Annotated in this window: 13 protein-coding genes and 1 pseudogene; 4 read left to right on the top strand and 10 right to left on the bottom strand. The window is 61.1% G+C overall.

Annotated elements, in window-relative coordinates:
- The first annotated feature begins 123 nt into the window (after positions 1-123).
- A complete protein-coding gene (locus tag KEM60_RS16990) occupies positions 124-942 on the top strand; it encodes an NAD(+) diphosphatase (RefSeq protein ID WP_370626364.1) in 819 nt (272 codons plus the stop codon).
- Between the two features lie 1,239 nt (positions 943-2,181).
- On the opposite strand, the gene KEM60_RS16985 is transcribed toward KEM60_RS16990, so the two are convergent.
- The 6 genes from KEM60_RS16985 to KEM60_RS12275 form a co-directional block, all read right to left on the bottom strand.
- Entirely contained in the window at positions 2,182-3,006 is an 825-nt protein-coding gene (locus KEM60_RS16985; protein WP_219107896.1) for an inositol monophosphatase family protein, read from the bottom strand.
- Positions 2,991-4,283 carry a pyridoxal phosphate-dependent aminotransferase gene (locus tag KEM60_RS12295; RefSeq protein WP_219107895.1) on the bottom strand — a complete coding sequence of 431 codons (1,293 nt, stop codon included), beginning with the start codon at positions 4,281-4,283 and terminating at the stop codon, positions 2,991-2,993. Before KEM60_RS12295 ends, KEM60_RS16985 begins: the two co-directional genes overlap by 16 nt.
- A gap of 247 nt (positions 4,284-4,530) precedes the next feature.
- On the bottom strand, positions 4,531-5,331 hold the full coding sequence (locus KEM60_RS16980; protein WP_219107894.1) for a phosphocholine cytidylyltransferase family protein: 801 nt from the start codon (positions 5,329-5,331) through the stop codon (positions 4,531-4,533).
- Between the two features lie 10 nt (positions 5,332-5,341).
- Positions 5,342-5,836, bottom strand: a complete 495-nt coding sequence (locus KEM60_RS16975) for a gamma-glutamyl-gamma-aminobutyrate hydrolase family protein (RefSeq protein ID WP_219107893.1) — start codon at positions 5,834-5,836, stop codon at positions 5,342-5,344.
- Positions 5,837-5,946: 110 nt separating this feature from the next.
- On the bottom strand, positions 5,947-8,259 hold the full coding sequence (locus KEM60_RS12280; protein ID WP_219107892.1) for a PEP/pyruvate-binding domain-containing protein: 2,313 nt from the start codon (positions 8,257-8,259) through the stop codon (positions 5,947-5,949).
- Between the two features lie 37 nt (positions 8,260-8,296).
- Positions 8,297-9,079 (bottom strand): class I SAM-dependent methyltransferase, encoded by a 783-nt coding sequence (locus tag KEM60_RS12275; RefSeq protein WP_255574568.1) that lies wholly within the window; start codon positions 9,077-9,079, stop codon positions 8,297-8,299.
- Between the two features lie 136 nt (positions 9,080-9,215).
- Here KEM60_RS12275 and KEM60_RS16620 point away from each other — a divergent pair.
- A pseudogene (locus KEM60_RS16620) lies at positions 9,216-9,629 on the top strand (ISL3 family transposase); the annotation flags it as partial.
- On the opposite strand, the gene KEM60_RS12265 reads toward KEM60_RS16620, so the two are convergent.
- Together KEM60_RS12265 and KEM60_RS12260 are read right to left on the bottom strand one after the other, a co-directional pair.
- Positions 9,532-10,626, bottom strand: coding sequence for a M13 family metallopeptidase N-terminal domain-containing protein (locus tag KEM60_RS12265; RefSeq protein ID WP_255574661.1), 1,095 nt, complete (start codon positions 10,624-10,626; stop codon positions 9,532-9,534). The pseudogene KEM60_RS16620 and the gene KEM60_RS12265 overlap by 98 nt on opposite strands.
- Positions 10,627-10,966: 340 nt before the next feature.
- Positions 10,967-11,968, bottom strand: a complete 1,002-nt coding sequence (locus tag KEM60_RS12260) for an IS481 family transposase (RefSeq protein ID WP_219107888.1) — start codon at positions 11,966-11,968, stop codon at positions 10,967-10,969.
- A gap of 243 nt (positions 11,969-12,211) precedes the next feature.
- Here KEM60_RS12260 and KEM60_RS12255 point away from each other — a divergent pair, with 243 nt between their 5' ends.
- Positions 12,212-12,565 (top strand): Imm8 family immunity protein, encoded by a 354-nt coding sequence (locus tag KEM60_RS12255; RefSeq protein ID WP_219107887.1) that lies wholly within the window; start codon positions 12,212-12,214, stop codon positions 12,563-12,565.
- A gap of 744 nt (positions 12,566-13,309) precedes the next feature.
- Entirely contained in the window at positions 13,310-14,284 is a 975-nt protein-coding gene (locus KEM60_RS12250; protein WP_255574567.1) for an MFS transporter, read from the top strand.
- A 282-nt stretch (positions 14,285-14,566) separates the two neighbouring features.
- Here KEM60_RS12250 and KEM60_RS12245 read toward each other — a convergent pair whose 3' ends face one another.
- Positions 14,567-15,610, bottom strand: coding sequence for a dihydroorotate dehydrogenase-like protein (locus KEM60_RS12245; protein ID WP_219107885.1), 1,044 nt, complete (start codon positions 15,608-15,610; stop codon positions 14,567-14,569).
- Complete coding sequence (nifJ, locus tag KEM60_RS12240; RefSeq protein WP_219107884.1) at positions 15,607-19,251, bottom strand: pyruvate:ferredoxin (flavodoxin) oxidoreductase; 3,645 nt, start codon at positions 19,249-19,251, stop codon at positions 15,607-15,609. Before nifJ ends, KEM60_RS12245 begins: the two co-directional genes overlap by 4 nt.
- Positions 19,252-19,291 lie beyond the last annotated feature (40 nt).

The raw sequence follows: 19,291 nt of genomic DNA, 5'->3' as shown, positions 1-19,291 counted from the left end.
CGTAGGCAGCGCCAGGGCCGCCTGTACCAGGCAGCCACAGAATACGGCGGCGTTGCGTCGGCATGGTAAATCCTCTCCTCCCCCATAGGGGGACGTTCTGCGCCTAGAAGTGAAAGAGTCTTCATGATACCGGAACCACCCGGGGGACCGGTCCAGACGGTGGTGGTGAATGGCACTCACGTCTGGGCTACTCCTTCTGGACGCATCCAGTGGGTGCCAGCCACGGCGATCGACGGCGGGACTTGGTTTCGGCTAAACACACCCAGCCCGGCTGGGTGGTGCGTGCTCGTTGACACCGATCCTCGAGTGAATGGACACTGGACGCGTTTCCCGGATCTGACTGAACCGGCCTCCCACGTCGCTGCACAAGCGATAAGTCTTAGCGCATGGTGGGCCTCTAACACATTCTGCCCCCAGTGCGGACTGATTCTCGCGCCCCAGCAGGGGCGCGAGGTCCGCTGGCGCAATGGCCGCCGATGCGCCGGATGCGGCCACGTGTCGTGGCCGCGACATGACCCCGTGGTAGTGGTCCTCGTCAAGCATCGCGATTTGCAGAACCAACTGCGTATTCTGCTCGTTCGTCGCCCGGGGTGGGAGCCAGAGCGTTGGTCGCTGGTCGCCGGCCACGTCGACGCCGGAGAAAGCTTTGAGACCGCGGCGTTGCGTGAGGTAGCAGAAGAGACCGGTGTCATCTGTACAGATGTCCAATGCGTGGCCTCGCAGCCTTGGCCGGTTCCCAACGAATTGGTCATGGGACTGGTAGCCACAACCCCCGACTCGGAGGCCCCTCCACCTCACGTCGTAGCGCACGAAGAGTTGGTGGAGGCTAGGTGGTTTACAGCCGCGGAGATAAAACACAAGGACGGCGAGAGGCTCATACTGCCGGGCGAGTGTACGATGAGTCGGCAGCTCGTCGACCGGTTCCTTCGACGCGAGAAATAGTATCGCGATTGAGACTTTCACTGGCCTGGCCAAATCATTCTACACAGCTGGTCGCGCCAGGCTGCATTCTTTCTCACGCCAGCATCGAAGGTCAAACTAGGACCGACGCGCGAAACACAGACAAGCGACTCGCCGCGAACGATCACGCTCACCGGAGCGCCAATATACTTACTAAAATCAACGCGGCTGGTCACTTTGCGCCTCACACGATCGTCGACAGCGACGCGGGCACCCCAGGCTGCACACTGCACAGCCACGGCCTGCGCTGCCGCAGTGTCACGCGCCGCACACGGGACTACTATCACATCAAAGGGGCGCGTGAGAGGGGTCAGGGCAAACCCGCGATCGTCGCGTGTCTGATCGAAACAGGAAAACAACAATCGGTTCGTGCAGACGCCAGCGGTCATTACAAGCGGATGCCTTGAGACGTACTCGGTATCCCGATAAGTCGCGGGGACTTCAACCCCATCTGTGTAGTGATAGCCGACGGACAGACTCAGCCCCCGTCGCCCGTCGGGAAGCCGAATATCCCCATCTACGCTGGGGGTGGCCAGTTCGCTTGCCCCTCCTGATCCGCGGGCTTGGTGAAGCTCTACACTTGCGAGTCGAGCCACTTCAAAGAGCGCGGCATCGAAAAGGTCCAATTCCTTCTGCACTGACTCCGCCGAGATTGCACGTTCAACGAGCGATAGTGCCCCGACGAGTCTAAACTCACGCCCCGTCAACAGTGACTTCGGCCTGGACGCTTGCCGGTAAATTCGGGTGGCGAACGACTGACGCAGCGGAAGCTGATGATGAGAGATCTCGAACTCTGAGGCCAACCTCGCTATCATCATCTCGGGGGTCGAAATCAAGTGATGCCCCTCAAACACTCCCCCGAGACGACAAATCTTACTCTCGAACTGGCTGCCGACAGGTTGCCCCTGCTCGAGATCCCTGTCGGGCACGATTGCGGGTAACTGGATCTCGTAGAATCCTCGACGATCCAGCGCGTCAAGTAAAGCGCGCTCGAGTCGCTGGAGCACGGCGGTACCCACAGGTGTCCATGACAGTAGCCCCGCGCCAGCTCGTGAGCACAAAAGACCATGGTCAAGTAGCGACGCTGTCCGCGCCTCATGGTAGTGGGGCGGAGTTGTTAGAGCAGCGGAGGCAACCTGGCGCGAAAACGTGGTGATCCGGCCACGGGTCGGCGCAGGGCCATCATCAACCGCGACGCCATGTGCGCAGAATCCTGGCACCTCACTCACCGCCCCGTCTGGCTGAGAAGAAAGACGTTTCATCAGGCGGCAGGAAGTTGGGCACGAACCCGGCTGGTGCTTTCGAAGACACCCCTAGAATACCCCTCGAATCAAGCCCTGCCCGAAACGGAGCGCGATCCCAGTCAGTAACAACGCACCCGCTTCGCCTAGCGAGGTAGACCCCGGGCAGATGGTCCCACGGGCGGGCACGCCGGTAGGCGACCGCATCGACAAGCCCTGCCGTCAGGCTGGCCCAGTCAAGCGCGCAAGAGCGTGTTCCTCGGTAACGGATTCCCGAGGCTTTCAGTTGAAGCTTATGACCTTCCTCGAAATCGCCGTCTGCAATCACTATGCGTTCGCCGTTTGACGCTCCCTGAGGCTGTTTTCCCCAGAAACCTAAGGGTGACACTTCAGAGGCATCCACACCCCACGGGTAAGCGGGAAGATTAATCCAGGCGCCGATGGGGAGCCCTGCCTGGCAAAGCGCAACTTGTACCCCCCAGGTATCCTCCCCCGCAATGAAAGAGCGGGTACCGTCGATTGGGTCCACTACCCAAGTGAAGACCGACTCGTCAGTGCCCTTCAAGGCATCGCCCCAACCTAGTCCATCTTCTTCAGCTATAATGCCTGCAGTCGGCGACACGTTCTTGAGTCCGCGCAGAATCTCACGCTGGGCCCATAGGTCAGCATCCGTAACCGGCCCTTCTGTGCTTCCCTGAAGGACTTTAAACGAACCTTTCTTCTGCCTTTTCAGAAGCTCCGCTCCGACCCGGGCAATAAGTGACCGGATCGTCACGTGCTCAGCCGGACTTAGCGCGACAGACATGGATGTTCCTTGACCCACCGGACGACACGGTTCAGGCCTTCAAGAAGGAGGGGCTCCTTGAGGCAGGGACTAACTCGCATCATACCGTCTGTGTCGCCCATAGTTAGAATGCCCGGGAGTAGCGACACTCCGGCCTCATCCGCTAAACGTGTATACAGCTGATAGCTATTCATGTTGGCGGGCCGAGTAACTAAATTGATGGAATATTCAGGGGCCAGCACCGGAATCCCAGCCTGACCAAGAACTTCCACAGCAAGCTCCCGATGATGGCGTACCGTCGTGTTCAGAGACAAGCGCGTTTGTATGTAGTCATCCCGCGCGAACAGCCAGCGCGACTCTGTCACGCCGTAGTCATATCTCAAACGATCCAGGTCGGTGTCACCACCAGTACGTAAACTGATTTCGAAGAGAGCGTACATCTCGAGCAACAGATACAGAAGCGACGGAGGCCCCCCGTAGGTGGTCGATGCGTGCACATAAAACCTACGGATGAACGTATCGTCAGCGACCATCCAACCACACTTCACCCCCGGGGCCGCCCATAACTTCGAGAGACTTCTGACTGCGATGACGCGGCGGTCGGCGCGGGCAGCTGTCAGTTTCACTTCAGGCCCAAACGCATCGTGACACTCGTCCAAGAGTAGGAATGTATGAGGTGGGAGCGCTGCAATCACTCGTGCTACGTCAGCCTCACTTACCCGTTTTCCCCATGGATTGACCACAGTCTGAAGCAGTACCAGGTCCGGCTTTCGAGAGTGAATAGTCTGAATCAGACTGTCGACGCTGACCCCGTTTGAGGTGAGCTGAGTCGGTGCGAGGTGGACCCGCATCTTGCGTGCCAGGGCAGCAATGAGAGGCGGGTAATTCGGTATCGCTGCTACGGCGACGCCCTCGGGCTTGCCGGACTCCTGCGCCATTTCAAGTAGAAGGTCTGCAATAGATGCAATCGCGGCCGTTCCCCCGAGTACTACTGCAACGTTTTTCTCGGTGACCAGGGGCATGCTGCAGCTACGCATTGTCTCCAGTTGTGCAAGTGCGGCCCTTGTCGACTCACGCCCGAGGCTGTCGGAATACCCATACCAGTTTTGGTCCAGCGCGAATCTGACGCAGTCTTTGAGAGACGCCGGTAGGCCAAAGCACGCCTCATCAAAAGAGCCACTAGAAAGAACAAGTGGAGGATTGACCTGACGTGCGCCGTACAGATCCTCTCTGAAGAAGTGGTCAAAAATGAGCTTGATCACCGCCGGAACGTTTCGTTCCGAAGCAGCGTCGAACACGCTGGCGCAGGCTGTGCTGCTGGGGCATGTGGCGGCAAGCCCCCGGGTACGCCGTAGAAAGGCTTGAAACAGTACTTCCGGTCCCGCGCCCGGCGGGACAGTTGCAGCGGCTTCGGCAAGCTCCTGCAAGAAGGCGTGAGATTGAAGGGGAGGCTGGGTGCAAGCGCCAAACAACTGGGACGACGTGGTGTCGTGGGGCGAGGGGGTGAGTGAACTGAAAAGTGGGGGCTTTTGGTGGTCAATGAGATTACTGGTGCGCACGGTGGACCCTCGCCGTTGAGGCGCTGTGCGCGCTGCCTGCAAGTGAAATTTCAGCGTCAATTTTCGCTAGTGCCGTCGCCCCCAGGACAAGATCGTCAGGCCTGTCAAACTCCCACCACGGGCCTCGAACAGCGTAAGTCGCTACCCGCAACCCCGCTTGAACTGCTCTATTCAGAGCGTCGGTCATATGGCGAGGTTGGGAGGTTTGAGTCAGAGCGCAGAAGTCCATCCAGCCCTGTGGGGTGAAGCGAATTAGTCCCATGTACTGCCCCTCCACGTCCGCTATAGTCGAAGGATGGGATCCGATTTCCAAGAGATCACCTCCGCCGTCCCTCGTAAACGACTCAGCATCTGCCAGAGGGTCCGCAAACCGTTCTGACCACTGTTCTAGCCACTGTTCGTCGTAGGCGATGGTAATGGGGGCCGACGAAAGTGACAGACGGTAGGCATCTAAAGGGGCGTAGACGATGTCTCCATAGGACACGAGGCACGACTCCTCCTCTAGCCAAGATGCAGCGCACCGTAGCGAATCGACCATCGATGTTGTTGCCCAGAAAGAGTTGTGAAACTGATGCAGTGGCTTACCGGCGTCATGTAGATACGTCATCACCGAGTCGGCTTGCCACCCAGTGACGACAGCAATATCGCTCGCACCGGCCGCGCGGAGAGCAGCGATCTGGCGCTCGATAAGTGGAGCGCCAGCGAGTTCTACGAGCGCCTTTGGCCGATCGGCCGTAGCGTCTTCCAAACGGCTCCCACGGCCTGCGCAGAGAATGATGGCACGCATGTTATTCTTTCTATATCGGTTGAGGGAACCCAGAGGAAAAGATGCCTCGGAAGAGTTCCACATCGTCCAGGCGGTAGGACGACTCCCGCTCAGGGTGCCACATCATTGCCGCCCAAGGGAGAGTCTCATGGATCATCGACTCAACACAGGCGCCGTGGCGTGATGTCTCGATCCATCCGGGTCCGACGTGATTAGCCCCATACCTGTGAAAGCTGTTCACTATGCGCTCTTGGCCGTCGAGCTGATGGCGGACAGCGACATGTCCGGATACCTCATGCAGCCGAACTCCCGAGGCATGCTGGAGTACCTGCATCCCTCGACATACTCCAATGAGGGGGATCTTGAATCGGGCGGCGAGGTCGAGGAGCATCTGCTCAACGGATTCGCGCTCCGGGTCACCAGCGCCGTACGCAGAAAGGTCACCTCCTCCCGTGAGTAGAATTCCGTTAGGCTGCACGTTATGGAACAGGTTGGATACGATGCGGGGATCGTTGGGTAACGGCATGAGAGCATAGCCGCATTGTAAGACGAATTTGCGCCAGGAGACGTCTAGCCCTTCGCGGACTTCACCGTACGGGTCATTGCGCAGAAGCCTCTGAGTGGCAAAAATGATCTTCACTGCAGTATTCTCACCGTCTGAGCCCCGCAGTCCAACTCAAGACGGGCAGCGGCTCGAAGCCGGTTAAACATCTGCTCGCCGGTTCCGGTCATAGTAGGCACATGGAATTCTCGGGCACGTATAGCCATGTGGGAATTAACCCCCCCGTATGCGGTGATCAGGCCAGCGACACCGCGTGCAAATATCCAGTCATAGCCCGGGTCGGCGGAACGAATGAGAGCGATTCGGCACTCAGGGTCGGCGCCCGACTCAATATCTGCCACGTCCGCGATGACTCGCTCGCAGGTAATAAAGTTGGGTTTACTGGGCGGTAACTGCATGCACCAAACATCTGCTGAGTCCGCAACGAGTGGAGGCAGTACGATCTGCTGGGCGCGATGCCACTGTTCGCGACCCTCTGCGGCTAGTTCCGCCAGCTCCATGGCGTCAGGGTTGCGCAGTATATCATTGAGACTGAGATGGCTTGCATCGTCTATGGACAGGCCGTGATCGTGCGCGTAATATTTGATGGAAGTCAGGGCATCGCTCACATTGCGAGTAAATGCTAATTTGCTCGTCTCCCTCCCTCGCACTACCTGCTGAGCAAAGCGGACTAATGTCAGCGCATCGAAGTCAAGTCCGGCCCCACGGAGTGCCTTAGAAAGCTCATCTAGGGGGATGGGTTGCTCTGTCAAGGCGCGCAGCGTCTTCGGTGGCTCGGGCACCGCACCGCCGAAATACCTGTCGAGACCCTCGTCATAGCGGGGTGACAAAATATCATATGTTCCGGGCCGCAGGTGCCCGTAGACACGCAGAAATTCGTCCCTGTCTGACTTAAGCTGTTCGACGAGGTCGCTTGTAACTCCACCTGCGGCGCTAGCCAGCAGGCAATCACGCTCGGCCGCCGTTAGGGCGCCAACCTCAACCGCTTGGGCCAGCAGCTCCGTGGCTATAAACGCGGCGCGGGCCAGGCCGGCGAAGGGTTCAGTGCCATATTTCCGGCAGGGGTCGAGTAGCTGTTCGATTCGAGTAACGGTCCCCTCAGGCGCCTTCAGTGCGCGTCGGGTATTTCCAGGGAGGCTGCGAATGGCCTGCTGGTCAGCGCGCCATGGCTGCGTCCCATCGATCAGGTCGTTAGTCAAGGCGATAAGTGCGTTTCTGATTTCGGTTTGCTCTTTGCCCGTGAAGTCAGGCGCGAGCTGCCGTTCCATCCGCGCATTGGATGCAGGCCCCCACATCGAGTGCACAACGTCGAACTCCAGCTTGTCGTGGAGCTCAGGGTGACTACGGAGCGCAGCTATATAATGATCTGCTAGGCGTCGAGTAAGTAGAGGCGGCAGCGCTGCTGGTATTAGGGAGGCGCAGCTTGTTCGCACGTCGATATACGGCAGCCCTTGGATTTCCACTAAAAGGGGAAATCCCGTGAGGTCCTTATAGCCGTATTTCATTCGTGAATGGGCCCAGACACGATCAGTAACCAGGTTTCGGTAGAGTGATGTCGCTAGGCGGCGGGGTCGGGTGCCGATAATTTCCGCGGGGTTCCAATCTGGCATGATTCCGAGAAGCGTCGGCCCGTTCCCGGCGGGATACTGTTGGTGAGCCGGTCTATCACGTGAAGGATTCAGGTAGTACTTGACATCTCGGGCTACTGATGTCAGAAGCTGGCTAGCAGCGGGTGTGGGTTGGGTCAGACCCGCCAGAGGGCGCACCTGTAAAATAACCGTTCCCCAGCGGGGGGAAACAGCAAACTCCACCTCGAAGGGAACCTCCATTAGAGTGTTTAGGGCGTCGAGGTCAAGCAGTAGGTCATCCAGCCTGGCATCGATCCTCCGCCGCTCGGCGCCGTGCGCAATGTAATAGGTAATGACGTGTCCAGTTCCGGACGTGACAGCGGTCGTGTCGGCGCCAGCTGAGTAGTTCAATACCCAGTAAGGTCCTGAACGAACGTGATCTAAGGATGAGGCCACGCCACTTAAGAGTGCGTCGCGCACCATTGGCTGCACTAGCACCCGTTCCGAGGGGTCGCGAAGCAGGCGACGGTCATAGGATTTGAAGACCTTGTCGATTGCGTGCGTCAGCGCGCTCCGGTCACCGACTCGCAGGACGGTGTCGAAAACGCCAGCATGAGAACCCTCCAATGAGTCTTCGCTAGACGCTGAACTGCGCACCGCGTAGCCGTCGACCCACTGGCGAGCTTCGATGTCGTCAAGGCATTGTTCTGGGTCCTCATGCCACGCGGAGCGCGTAATCGTGAGATGCGGGAGAAATGCTCCCTCGCGCAGGAACGGCCGCAGAGCGGCCAACGTTGCTGCTTTGTCTCCGATCAGCAAGCTGAAGTTCAGTAGGTTGCTACGCGCAGCGGAGCCCTTAGGCGCCTTCATTGGTGCGGCTACGCGCCAGCCAGACGCGCGTGGTGTAGGGAATGGAGATGGTTTGCGGAAGACCCTCCAAGGACCGGTTAATATCGCCGATGATGTCGTCAAACGCCGCACCTGCCTGACGCTGAACAGTTGCATGTGAGCGCCAGCCATTGGCCCACCTATCGCGATCGACGAGGTGCACCTGTCGACCTTCGAGGTAAACACACTCGTCGAACAAGCCGCTTTTGCGGATCTCAGAACTTTGATCGGATCTGCGAATACCTGGGTCGTACTCTGGGATGTGCGAGCGGATTATGGACTCAATACCTGCCTGCAGTGGGTCTTGAAGGTCTCGATGGTTCCACATGCAAATAAACCAGCCCCGGGGGCGCAGCAATCGCGCAGCCTCAAGTAGGGCTAGTTGTCGTTCAGTGACGTTAAATGATGAGCCAAACGTGACTGCGTCATACGCGCCGCTTGAGAGACTCGTTTGCTCCCCGGTGCCGTTAAACCAGCGTACTGATTCTCCTGTCGCGCGGTCGCCGCCAATTCGACGCATGGCATCGTTTGGCTCGACAGCGTCGACCTTTAGGCCGCGCGCGGTGAGCGGCACCGTCAGGTGACCTGTTCCTGCCCCAACATCACACACGCGGTCCCCTCTACGAAGACCCGCGACCGCTACGACAGCATCAAGCGCTGAGTCGGAGTAACCGGGACGGTCTGCATACGAGGACGCAAGGGACGTATAGTCCCATTCTTGTCTGGTAGCTGCTTGGGATATCGCTGACACCTGTACTCAGCTCCAGTTCCTTCTCGTACGACTCGACTCGACTCGGGGGACCGCGTATCAGCCTAGACGCAGAGGAGGGATCGCGGGGGTCGCTGGGCGAAGCTTGTTCCTAACGTCGCATCTGGAAGACCTCGACATGCGCGACGCTACCTTCGCCGACCCCGATCTGACCACCTTCACCGGCTTGGACGACCTTGGACTGCAGGCCGTGGGGCAACGCGTGGAACCTTACAAGGCGGTGCTGGCCTGCCGCGTCGTCGCCGAGGACCGCTGGTGCCGACGCTGCGGCTGCGAAGGACGGGTACGGGACACTACGGTGCGGGAGTTGGCCCACGCGCCGCTGGGGTGGCGCCCGACGACCTTGCGGGTGCGGCTGCGCCGCTACCGCTGCACCGGCTGCGGGCACGTGTGGCGCCAAGACCTCTCCTGCGCGGCGTCGCCGCGGTGCAAGCTCACCAAGACGGCTCTGGCGTGGGCGCTGGAAGGGCTCGTGGTCGCCCACCTGTCCATGGCCCGCATCGCCGACGCGCTCGGGGTCGCGTGGGACACCGACGTGCGGGGTCGACGTGGGCCTGGACCCAGGCGTGGGCGAGGTCCATGGGCAGGTTCGCCTGGACCCCGGCGACGGCGCGCCGCCAAGCGGGGGTGGGCTCGGACTGCCCGGCCACGGTGCAATCCCGGAACCGTGTCGCCAGGTCGTCCAGCTCGGTGGTGAGCAGGTGGGCGCGGTCGGCGAGGACCCGCCAGCGCAGGAACGCCCGCCAGTCCTTCAGGGGCAGCTCGTCCAGGAGCCGGCCCAGGCCGGCGGCGTAGGAGGGCTGGCAGAGGTTCCACACGAACCGCGGCGTCAGGGCGACGTCGGGAACGGAAAGGCCCTGCGCGTACCCGCCGAGGTCGAGGCCGAGCGCGCAGGCCGTACTGGCCAGGTCGGTCCACGGGTGGGGGTGGTGCAGGGCCTCGTCGCTGTCACCCTCGGGATCGGCCCATGCGACGGCGACCAGGGCATCCTCCACCCGCAGGGCTGCGTCGGCGTCACCGACGGGTAGCCCTGCGGCGGCGTGCAGGGCACGAGCGTGCGTCGCGAGGTCGTCCCGGTGCCGTGCGTGCAGGCGCGGGGGCAGCGTCGTGCCGGCCTGGAAGAGCGAGACCTGCCAGCGGGTCGGGTCGTCCTCGCGGGGCAGGACGTGGACCTCGAACGGGCCGGTGACGCCGTCTCGCTGCAGGCACCCCCAAGCAATGAGCACGTCGTCCGGCCCGGCGACCGCCGCCGCGGCGTCGAGCTCGTCACGGACCGGCTCGATCCCCACCCTGTCGCGGGTGGTCGTGTCCGTCCACAGGCGGTTCAGCGTGGCGACGGCGCAAGGAGCGTCCTGGTCGCGCACGATGGCGGCGAGCTCGGCGGCGACCTGTGCCCGCTTGGCGTCCGAGAGCCCGTACCTGGCGCGGTCGGCCGGGATCGGGTCCGAGGCCGCCCAGGAGTCGTTCACCCACCCCCACAAGTCATCACGGGGCGACACTCGGGCGGACAGCTCCTCGACGGGCACCATCGGTTCCATGGCCACACCCTACGAACGCCCACACCATCAAGCCTGCTGAGACGACGCCCCCGCCCAACCTCCCGTGTTCGACAGTTGAGGGCGACCATGAACTCGGCGGCTATCTGGCTTCCGAAGGACCGTGCGTGACCAGGACCACGACTCCAGCTTCACCGTACGAGAGTGATGTCGGACACACACGACCGTCGGCGCGTGCTCAGACTGCTCAGTTTTAAGCCGTCGACATCTGCTCAGTTTTCACCCGCCGTTGACAGACCCGTGAGCAGCGGTGTTGGTTCCACAAGATCGCCAACGTGTTGAACGCGTTGCCGAAGTCGGCCCAGGCCGGCGCCTAGGTGTACTTCCCCGTGACGTTGTGAACGCGTTCTGAGGGGGTTTGGCCGTCGATGCCGGTGTGGGGTCTGTGGTGATTGTAGTGATGCAGCCAGGTCTCGTAGGCCGCGGCTCGTTCGGCTTCGCTGGTGTAGGGCTTGGCGTATGCCCATTCGGCGGCCAGAGTGCGGTTGAACCGCTCGACCTTGCCGTTGGTCTGCGGCCGGTAGGGTCTGGTCCACTTGTGCTTCACGTCCTGTCCGAGAGCGTCAACGAAGGCGTGGGATCGGTAGCAGGCGCCGTTGTCGGTCATCACCGCGGTGACCGTGACGCCCAGGCCGGCGAAGAACGCGTTTGCGCGGGTCCAGAACCCGGCCGCGGTCTCCTTGCGTTCGTCGTCGAGGATCTCCGAGTACGCCACCCTGGAGTGGTCATCGACGGCGTGGTGCAGATATCGGTACCCGCGAGAGCCTGCCGCGCCTGCCCGTGCGGTCTTGTCGCGGACCGAACCCGCGGCACGGTCCTGCGCGGACCCGCGCCCGTGGGCGCGCCAGCCGCCGCCATCGGGGATGCGGCCTTGCTTCTTGATGTCCACATGCACCAGCTGGCCCGGTGTGGCGACCTCGTACCGTTTCGGCTTCGGCTTGCGGACCGGCAGCCCGGTGGCCTGGTCGATGTTCGCAAGCTTCGCCATCCCGTACCTGGCCAGTACCCGACCAACCGTGGAGCGGGCAAGGCGCAGGTGATACGCGATCCGATGCGGACCCCACCGGCGAGTGAACCGCAACGCGACGATCCGCCGCTCGGTCTTGCGCGGCAACCGGTTCGGCGAGGTCTGCGGCTTGGAGCTGCGGTCGGTCAGCGGCAGCCCGGCTCGATACCGGTCGACCCACCGCTTGGCGGTCGCCGGCGAGCACTGGAACCGTTCCGCTGCTCGCCGCAGCGACCAGCCCCGGTCCACGACGAGAACAACAAGACGACGACGCCCCTCTGGCCTCAAAGGCGCGTTAGCGTGAGACACGAAGACCTCCGTGGTCAGGATGCGAGTGTGGTAACCCACATCCTGCCCGGAGGTTTTCGCTACCTCAGCCCTTCACAACCTGCCGGGGAAGTACAGCTAGCGATGGGAAGTGGCTTAGCAAGGATGGGCTGCGCCGATGGTGGCAGCCGAGCTATCAGCTCAGGCTGGATAAGTGGCAGTCCCACTTCGAGTCTCGCTGGGAGTCCTCATGACGAACGGGCACTTGGACATCTTGGAGATGCCGTGAGGGCGGCAGTTCGCTGGCTTGGCAGTCTTGATGTCGACGATCTCGGCACTTGGGCTCCTGAGTGCGAGAACTGGGAGGTGGGGGTGCGCATCCTGGCCGGTCCAGAGGGTGGACTGGGCGAGGAGTCGTTCGATGTAATCGTGTGCAACCTGGGCTGGTTGGCTGAGAAGGTGAGTCGTGACACGGTCGTCGACGGCCGTCATCGGCTGGTTGTCGAGCGCTTCGATTGGCCGGTGCTGAGGTCGTACATCGAGAGACATGTGCGGCAGTGCGAAGGCGCGACTTGGGTTGAGGTCGCGGAGAAACTCGCTCGGTTCGGCCATTGGGAGTTCGAGGACTACCAGCCCTGAGCTTCGTTCAGCTGGCGTTGTTGATGGCGGAGCGGACCTGACGCGGGTACTCACCCTGACCCTTCGAGACACGCACGCTCTCCTCACGTGGAAGACAACACCCACCGGCAGCGACATACCTGGCACGGTCATACCCACATGCAAGAATCAGCCCCATTCACGCGGCAACAACACCAGCTACGCCGACACCACCCCCCCATGCAACATCCGGGCTAGCACGACGCCGCTGCAACGTCCTGTAAGCCACGCTCTATGACGGCACCCTCCACCAAAGCCTCCACAAATACAGCGGATTGATCAACACCATAGGAAAACACCCAGACTACGACAGACCCCGCTACTCTCCCTTTGTGGGAACTGATGCACCTGTCCGGAAGTCAGGTGCCTTCTGGTGCCCCACTAGAAAGAGTAATCATGAGCGACAAGCAGGATGACATCCATTTCGACTGCAATGAGATTGCGGACCCGGAGATGGCCAAAAACCTGTCTTCGGAACTTGCGCTGATCCGTAGAATATGCGAGTGAGTGGCATGGAAGGTCAAAACCGCCGCTGCCCACGATCATTCAGATGAATTCCAAAGTAACACGACCCATCCTATTGGGTGCTATTCTGGCATCCTCCACATGCTACTTTATGGCAGTTCCGCTTCTGCCTCTATATCTGGCACAGATAGACCCGCGATCACCCCTGGCGGGGCCCACCCTGGCGATTTCATTCATACTTAGCGGTATATTCTCTCCCCTGTGGGGCAGACTAGCCAAAAAAATGGATCCAAATCGATGCTCATCAGATCATCATTGATGATCTGCATGGCTTACGCTCTATGTGCATACTCCACCAATGTGTCCAGTCTCTTCGCTTCCAGGTGCCTTGCTGGCGTTGCCTCCGGCTTCGTTCCGGTAGCCTCAAGTGCTCTCGCTCAAATTAGCAATCCTGAAACAAGAAATCGAGACCTCTCATGGATAACATCCTTCAGGACCGCTGGCGCCCTTTCAGGACCAGCCCTCGGAGCTGTCCTCGTCTGGAGGACCAACAGTTTCCGCTTGGCCTTCTTAGCATCGGCACTGCTCAGTCTCATCACGCTCGGCGCCGCATTAATTGCACCTAACGTCAAGGCCGAGCCTGAGCTTCAGTCAGCCGAACCGCAGGCCAGACAGTCATTCTCCACGTTGGTCTGGATCCCCATTTCCGTCATCTTTACTTTGACGATTTTCTCGATGCTCATAGGGACCTGGCTCCCCTTAACTCTGTCCCGCATTTCTGGCGCTATTTCCGCGGCGCCGGTTTTGGCAACCATATCAACCGCTGCGGCCCTTGCAACCATGATGCTGGCGCCACTCTGGGGGCGACTGGCAGATGCCAACAAAACTGGGGCAGTTCTTCTGGCCACGCTCATTGCCCCCATTCCACTCACCTTAGCGCTCAACCTTACCGGTACCCCGCTGGCGATTGGCCTCGTCATAGTAGCTATAGCCATAGTCGGAGTCGACAGTATTGGCCTCCTAAGCGGTGAGGCAACCAAGCGACTCCCAGATCAAGACATCGCCCCATTTTTCGGATGGTCAAATACGGCAACACAGTTTGGGAACGCCTTGGGTGTGGGTCTAGCTCCGATACTGATGGAATATTCCCACGCGCTACCTATTGCCGCCTCAGTCGCCCTCGACGTAATATCGGTTATTCTGATCATCGCCATGTTGAGGGGTGCGAAGGGCTAGGAGAGTCATTCGTGCCCCTCTTAAGCGGATCGTCAATTCCTTTCCGCCTGTGCTGGTAGGAAATATCTTGCCGGACCAAAACTCAGGACACTGGTCACCCATTCGATCAACTTTCAGACCTGGGCACATTCCATTTCTGAAATATTTCAGAACTCCGAGGATTACATGTATGGGGGAGAGGTGCACATTTCAAGCGAGTTGCTTCGGATTATCACTCGACTCGAACTTAATCAACTCGGCTGATAATCATCATCGCCACAAAAACCCTCGTGAATAACGCCCTCAGTTCTCTGGCGACCAGGTGGTGATGGCCTGGACGTATTGTGCGCGTTCAAATTCACCGGGGTTGTCCACCGAGGACAGGCTCATGCTGCCGCGCAGCTGTTGCACCGAGTCGTATTCTCGCTCGGCCATCCAGGACTGTAGTCCTTCCACTAATTCGGTGATTTTCTGCGGTCCGTGTTGCAATAACGTTGACGCCAGGTAGACGCTGTCAGCCCCCACGAGCAGGGTTTTGATGACGTCGGCGCTGCTGTGCACACCACCGGTCGCTGCGAGGCTGATGTGGGGCAGTTGGCTGCGCAGGATCGCTATCCACCGTGTGCGTAGCCGTAATTCTCCCGGGGTGGATAGCGCCACTCGCGGGACCACCTGGAAGTTGTCGAGGTCGAGGTCGGGGCCGAGGAAACGGTTGAACAGCACTAGTCCGTCTGCGCCGGCGTCGGTGGCTCGCGCTGCGAAATTAGATAAGGACTGGAAGTTTTGGCTGAGTTTCACCGCTAGTGGTACGTCGATCACCGATTTCACTGATTCGATGATGTGCAGGTAGCGGCTCTCCACGGTGTTGGAGTCTTCTGCTGGGTCGGTGTTGACGGCGTAGAGGTTCAGTTCGATGGCGTCGGCGCCGGCTTCGGCCATGATCGCGCCGTACCGGGCCCAGCCGCCTGGCTGGGTGCCGTTGACGCTGGCGATGACGGGGATGGACAACGCTGCTTTGGCTTCTTCGACCAAAGTGACGTGTCGTTCTGTGCCTAGTCCGGACGCGTCGACGTCGGAGAGGGGCGCGGATTCGAACTCGGCGAAGGCGTCACCGACGTCGAGGAGTTTCATCGACTCGAGTTCTTCTGCTTCGACCTCTTCCTGGAAGAGGCTGGGCAGTACCACTGCTCCTACTCCGGCCTGCTGTAGTTCGAGTAGTGAGTCGACGGTGCGGGTCAACGGGCTTGCTGAGGCTACGAGTGGGTTGTGCAGTGCGAGCCCAAGGTAGGAGGAGCTCAGGTCGGGTCCGGCGAGCGCGGTTTCGGCGGTGTCGGGGGAGGTGGTCATGATTTCCGTCCTTCCGCGGGGCCGGTGGGCAGGGTGCTGTCTGCGGTGGGTGAGGCTGTTGGTGTGGCAGCGGGGTCGCTGCGGTCGGCGGGGAGGGCTCGTTTCACGTCTGAGACTTGGCTGTAGTAGCGCCACCGTTCGTCGACGTCTTGTTGTGCGAGGGCAAACAGTTCTTCTGCGCGTTCGGGGTTGCTGCGGCGGAGCATGGCGAATCGGGCTTCTTGGCCCATGAAGTCGGCGACTGCTCCGACGGGGGCTTTGGAGTCCAGTCGCAGCGGTTGGGCGTGTTCTTCATCGCTGGGCCGGAATCGGTAGAGCGGCCAGTATCCGGTGGATACTGCGTCGGCTTGGTGGCTCATGGAGGTTTCCATGTCGATGCCGTGGGCGATGCAGGTGGAGTAGGCGATGATCAGGCTCGGCCCGTCCCAGGCCTGGGCCTCCAACAGGGCGCGGATGGTTTGTTGCTGGTTGGCGCCTAAGGCGATTTGGGCGACGTAGACGTTGCCGTAGGCCTGGGCGATCATGCCGAGGTCTTTCTTCGGCGTGCCCTTGCCGGAGGCCGCGAACTTCGCCGCCGCCCCGCGCGGGGTCGCCTTGGACGCTTGGCCGCCGGTGTTGGAGTAGACCTGGGTGTCGAGGACCAGCACGTTGACGTTGCGGCCGGAGGCGAGGACGTGGTCGAGGCCGCCGTACCCGATGTCGTAGGCCCATCCGTCGCCGCCGATGATCCACACGGATTTGTCGACGAGTTCGTCGGCGAGGCTGAGCAGTGCCACGGTGTCGGGGTCGGTGCGTCCGGCGAGGGCGGTCTTCAGCTGGTCGACGCGTCCTCGTTGTGCCTGGATGCCGCCTTCTGCGGATTGGTCGGCGTGGAGGAGGGCGTCGGCTAATCCGTCGGGCAGGCTGTCACGCAGGTGGGTCAGGTAGCGGCGGGCTTCGGAGTTTTGCTGCTCCCAGGCTAGGCGCATTCCCAGTCCGAATTCGGCGTTGTCTTCGAAAAGGCTGTTGCTCCAGGCGGGTCCGCGACCGGCGGTGTTTTTGGCGTACGGCGCAGTGGGCAGGTTGCCGCCGTAAATGGAGGAGCATCCGGTGGCGTTGGCCACGACCATGCGGTCTCCGAAGAGTTGCGTCAAGGTGCGGATGTATCCGGTTTCGCCACATCCTGAACAGGCCAGGGAGTATTCGAAAAGTGGCTGCAGTTGGGCGACGCCTTTGACTTGGTCGTGTCGCACTGCCGTCCGGTCGATTTCGGGGATGGTGAGGAAGAAGTCGAAATTAGCGCGTTCGTCCTGCAGGTGGGTGCGCCGGTCTTCCATGTTGATTGACTTGTGTTTCACTTCGGTTTTGCTGCGGGCCGGGCAGATGTCGACGCAGACTCCGCAGCCGGTGCAGTCGTCGGGGGCGACTTGCACGATCAGCTGGTGATCTTTCAAGGTGCGGTCGCGGTAGTTTTTGGAGGGCAATGTCTGGGGGGCGTCAGCCAGGGCTTCGGTGGGCATGATTTTGATGCGGATGGCAGCGTGGGGGCACACGACGGCGCATTTGCCGCAGTCGGTGCACAGGTTTGGGTCCCAGATGGGGATCTGTTCGGCGATGCCGCGTTTCTCGAATTTGCTGGTGCCAGTCGGCCAGGTCCCGTCGACCGGCAGCGCGCTCACCGGCAGGAGGTCGCCTTCGCCGCGCAGCATGGTCGCGGTGACTGTTTTAACGAAGTCGGGTGTCTCCGGTGCCATCGGTGGCATCCGGTGGATGTCGCCTCCGGCCTGAGCGGGAACGGGGAGGGCTTCGAGGGCGTCGATGGCCATGTCGATGGCTGCCCAGTTGCGTTCCACGATGGTGCGGCCGCGCTTACCGTATGTCTTGTCCACGGCTGTTTTGATGCGGGGGACTGCGTCCTCCTGGGGGACCACGCCGGAAAGGTAGAAGAAACAGGGCTGCATGACGGTGTTGATGCGTTTGCCTAGCCCGGCTTTCTGGGCGACGGCGAGCGCGTCGATGACGTACGGTTTGAGGCCGCGGTCGATGATGATGTGTTGGACTTCGATGGGCAGTTTTGCCCATGTCTCGGTCGCACCGTAGGGGGAGTTAATGAGGACGGGGGCGCCGGGTTTGGCGATGTCGAGGGTGGTCATCTGCGACATCAGGTCGAATTGGTGGATGGCGACGAAGTCGGCTTCATCGACGAGGTATGCCGAGTCGATGGGTGTGTCACCGAAACGGAGGTGAGAGACGGTGGTGGCGCCGGATTTGCGGGAGTCGTAAACGAAGTAGCCCTGGGCGTATCGGCCGTCGTCTTCACCGATGATTTTCACCGAGTTTTTTGAGGCGCCGACGGTGCCGTCTGATCCCAGGCCGTAGAACACGGCGGAGAGCGCTCCGGTGGTGGGGCGGAATGTCGAGTCGACGTCGAGGGACAGGTGGGTGACGTCGTCGGTGATGCCGACAGTAAACCTGGGTTTTGGTGTGGGGCGGGCGAGCTCGTCGTAGACGGCTTTGGCCATCGCCGGGGTGTATTCCTTGCTGGACAGTCCGTATCGGCCGCCGACGACGGTGGGCATGCCGTGGCTGAAGTGGCTGCTGTGTTCGGCGATGGCGACGAGGACATCTTGGAAGAGGGGCTCGCCGGTCGCGCCGGGTTCCTTGGTGCGGTCCATCACTGCGATACGACGGACGCTGCGGGGGAGGGCTTCGATGAGTTCAGTCACCGGGAACGGGCGGTACAACCGAATCGTGGCGACGCCGACCTTGCGGCCCTGCGCTTGCAGCGCGTCGACGGTCTGGCGGGTGGTGCCCACCCCTGATCCCATGATGATGATGACGTCTTCGGCATCGGGGGCGCCGTCGTAGTCGACGAGGTGATAGCGCCGACCGGTGCGTTCAGCGAGTTCGTCAAAACATTCCGCGACGATCTGGGGGGCAGCGTCGTAGAACGGGTTGCAGGCCTCACGGGCTTGGAAGAAGACGTCGGGGTTTTGGGCGGTGCCGCGTAGCACTGGGGCATCAGGAGTCAAGCCGCGGGCACGATGAGCGAGGACGTCCTCTTCACGGATCAAGGCGCGCATGTCGTCCTGATCCAGCAGTTGGATCTTGTTGACTTCGTGGCTGGTGCGGAAACCGTCGAAGAAGTGGACGGCGGGGACTCGGGAGCGCAGCGTCGCGGCGTGCGCGACCAGCGCCATGTCCTGAGCTTCTTGGACCGATGATGAGCAGAGCATCAGCCAGCCGGTCATCCGGGCGCTCATGACGTCTTGGTGATCACCGAAAATGCTCAATGCGTGGGTGGCCAGGGTTCGGGCGGCCACGTGGATGACCGCGGGGGTGAGTTCACCGGCGATCTTGTACATGTTGGGGAGCATCAGCAGCAGGCCTTGTGAGGCAGTGAAGGTGCTGGCCAGCACGCCTTTGGTGACGGCGCCATGCAGGGCGCCGGCGGCGCCACCTTCGGACTGCATCTCCACGACCTCTGGGACGGCGCCCCACAGGTTGGTTCTCCCGGCGGCGCTCCAGGCGTCGGCTGATTCGCCCATCGCCGAGCTAGGCGTGATCGGATACACCGCGATCACTTCGCTCAGCGCGTGCGCCACCCGAGCTGCCGCGTCATTGCCGTCCATGGTCGCCCAGCGCGTCGGTGATGTCTGCACGGGACCGCCTCCTCTGCCTTGAGATACCGGCAGTATTTCA

The sequence above is a fragment of the Austwickia sp. TVS 96-490-7B genome (genome assembly GCF_019331795.1).
Lineage (GTDB): Bacteria > Actinomycetota > Actinomycetes > Actinomycetales > Dermatophilaceae > Austwickia.
This window is presented reverse-complemented; position numbering and strand designations above follow the sequence as displayed.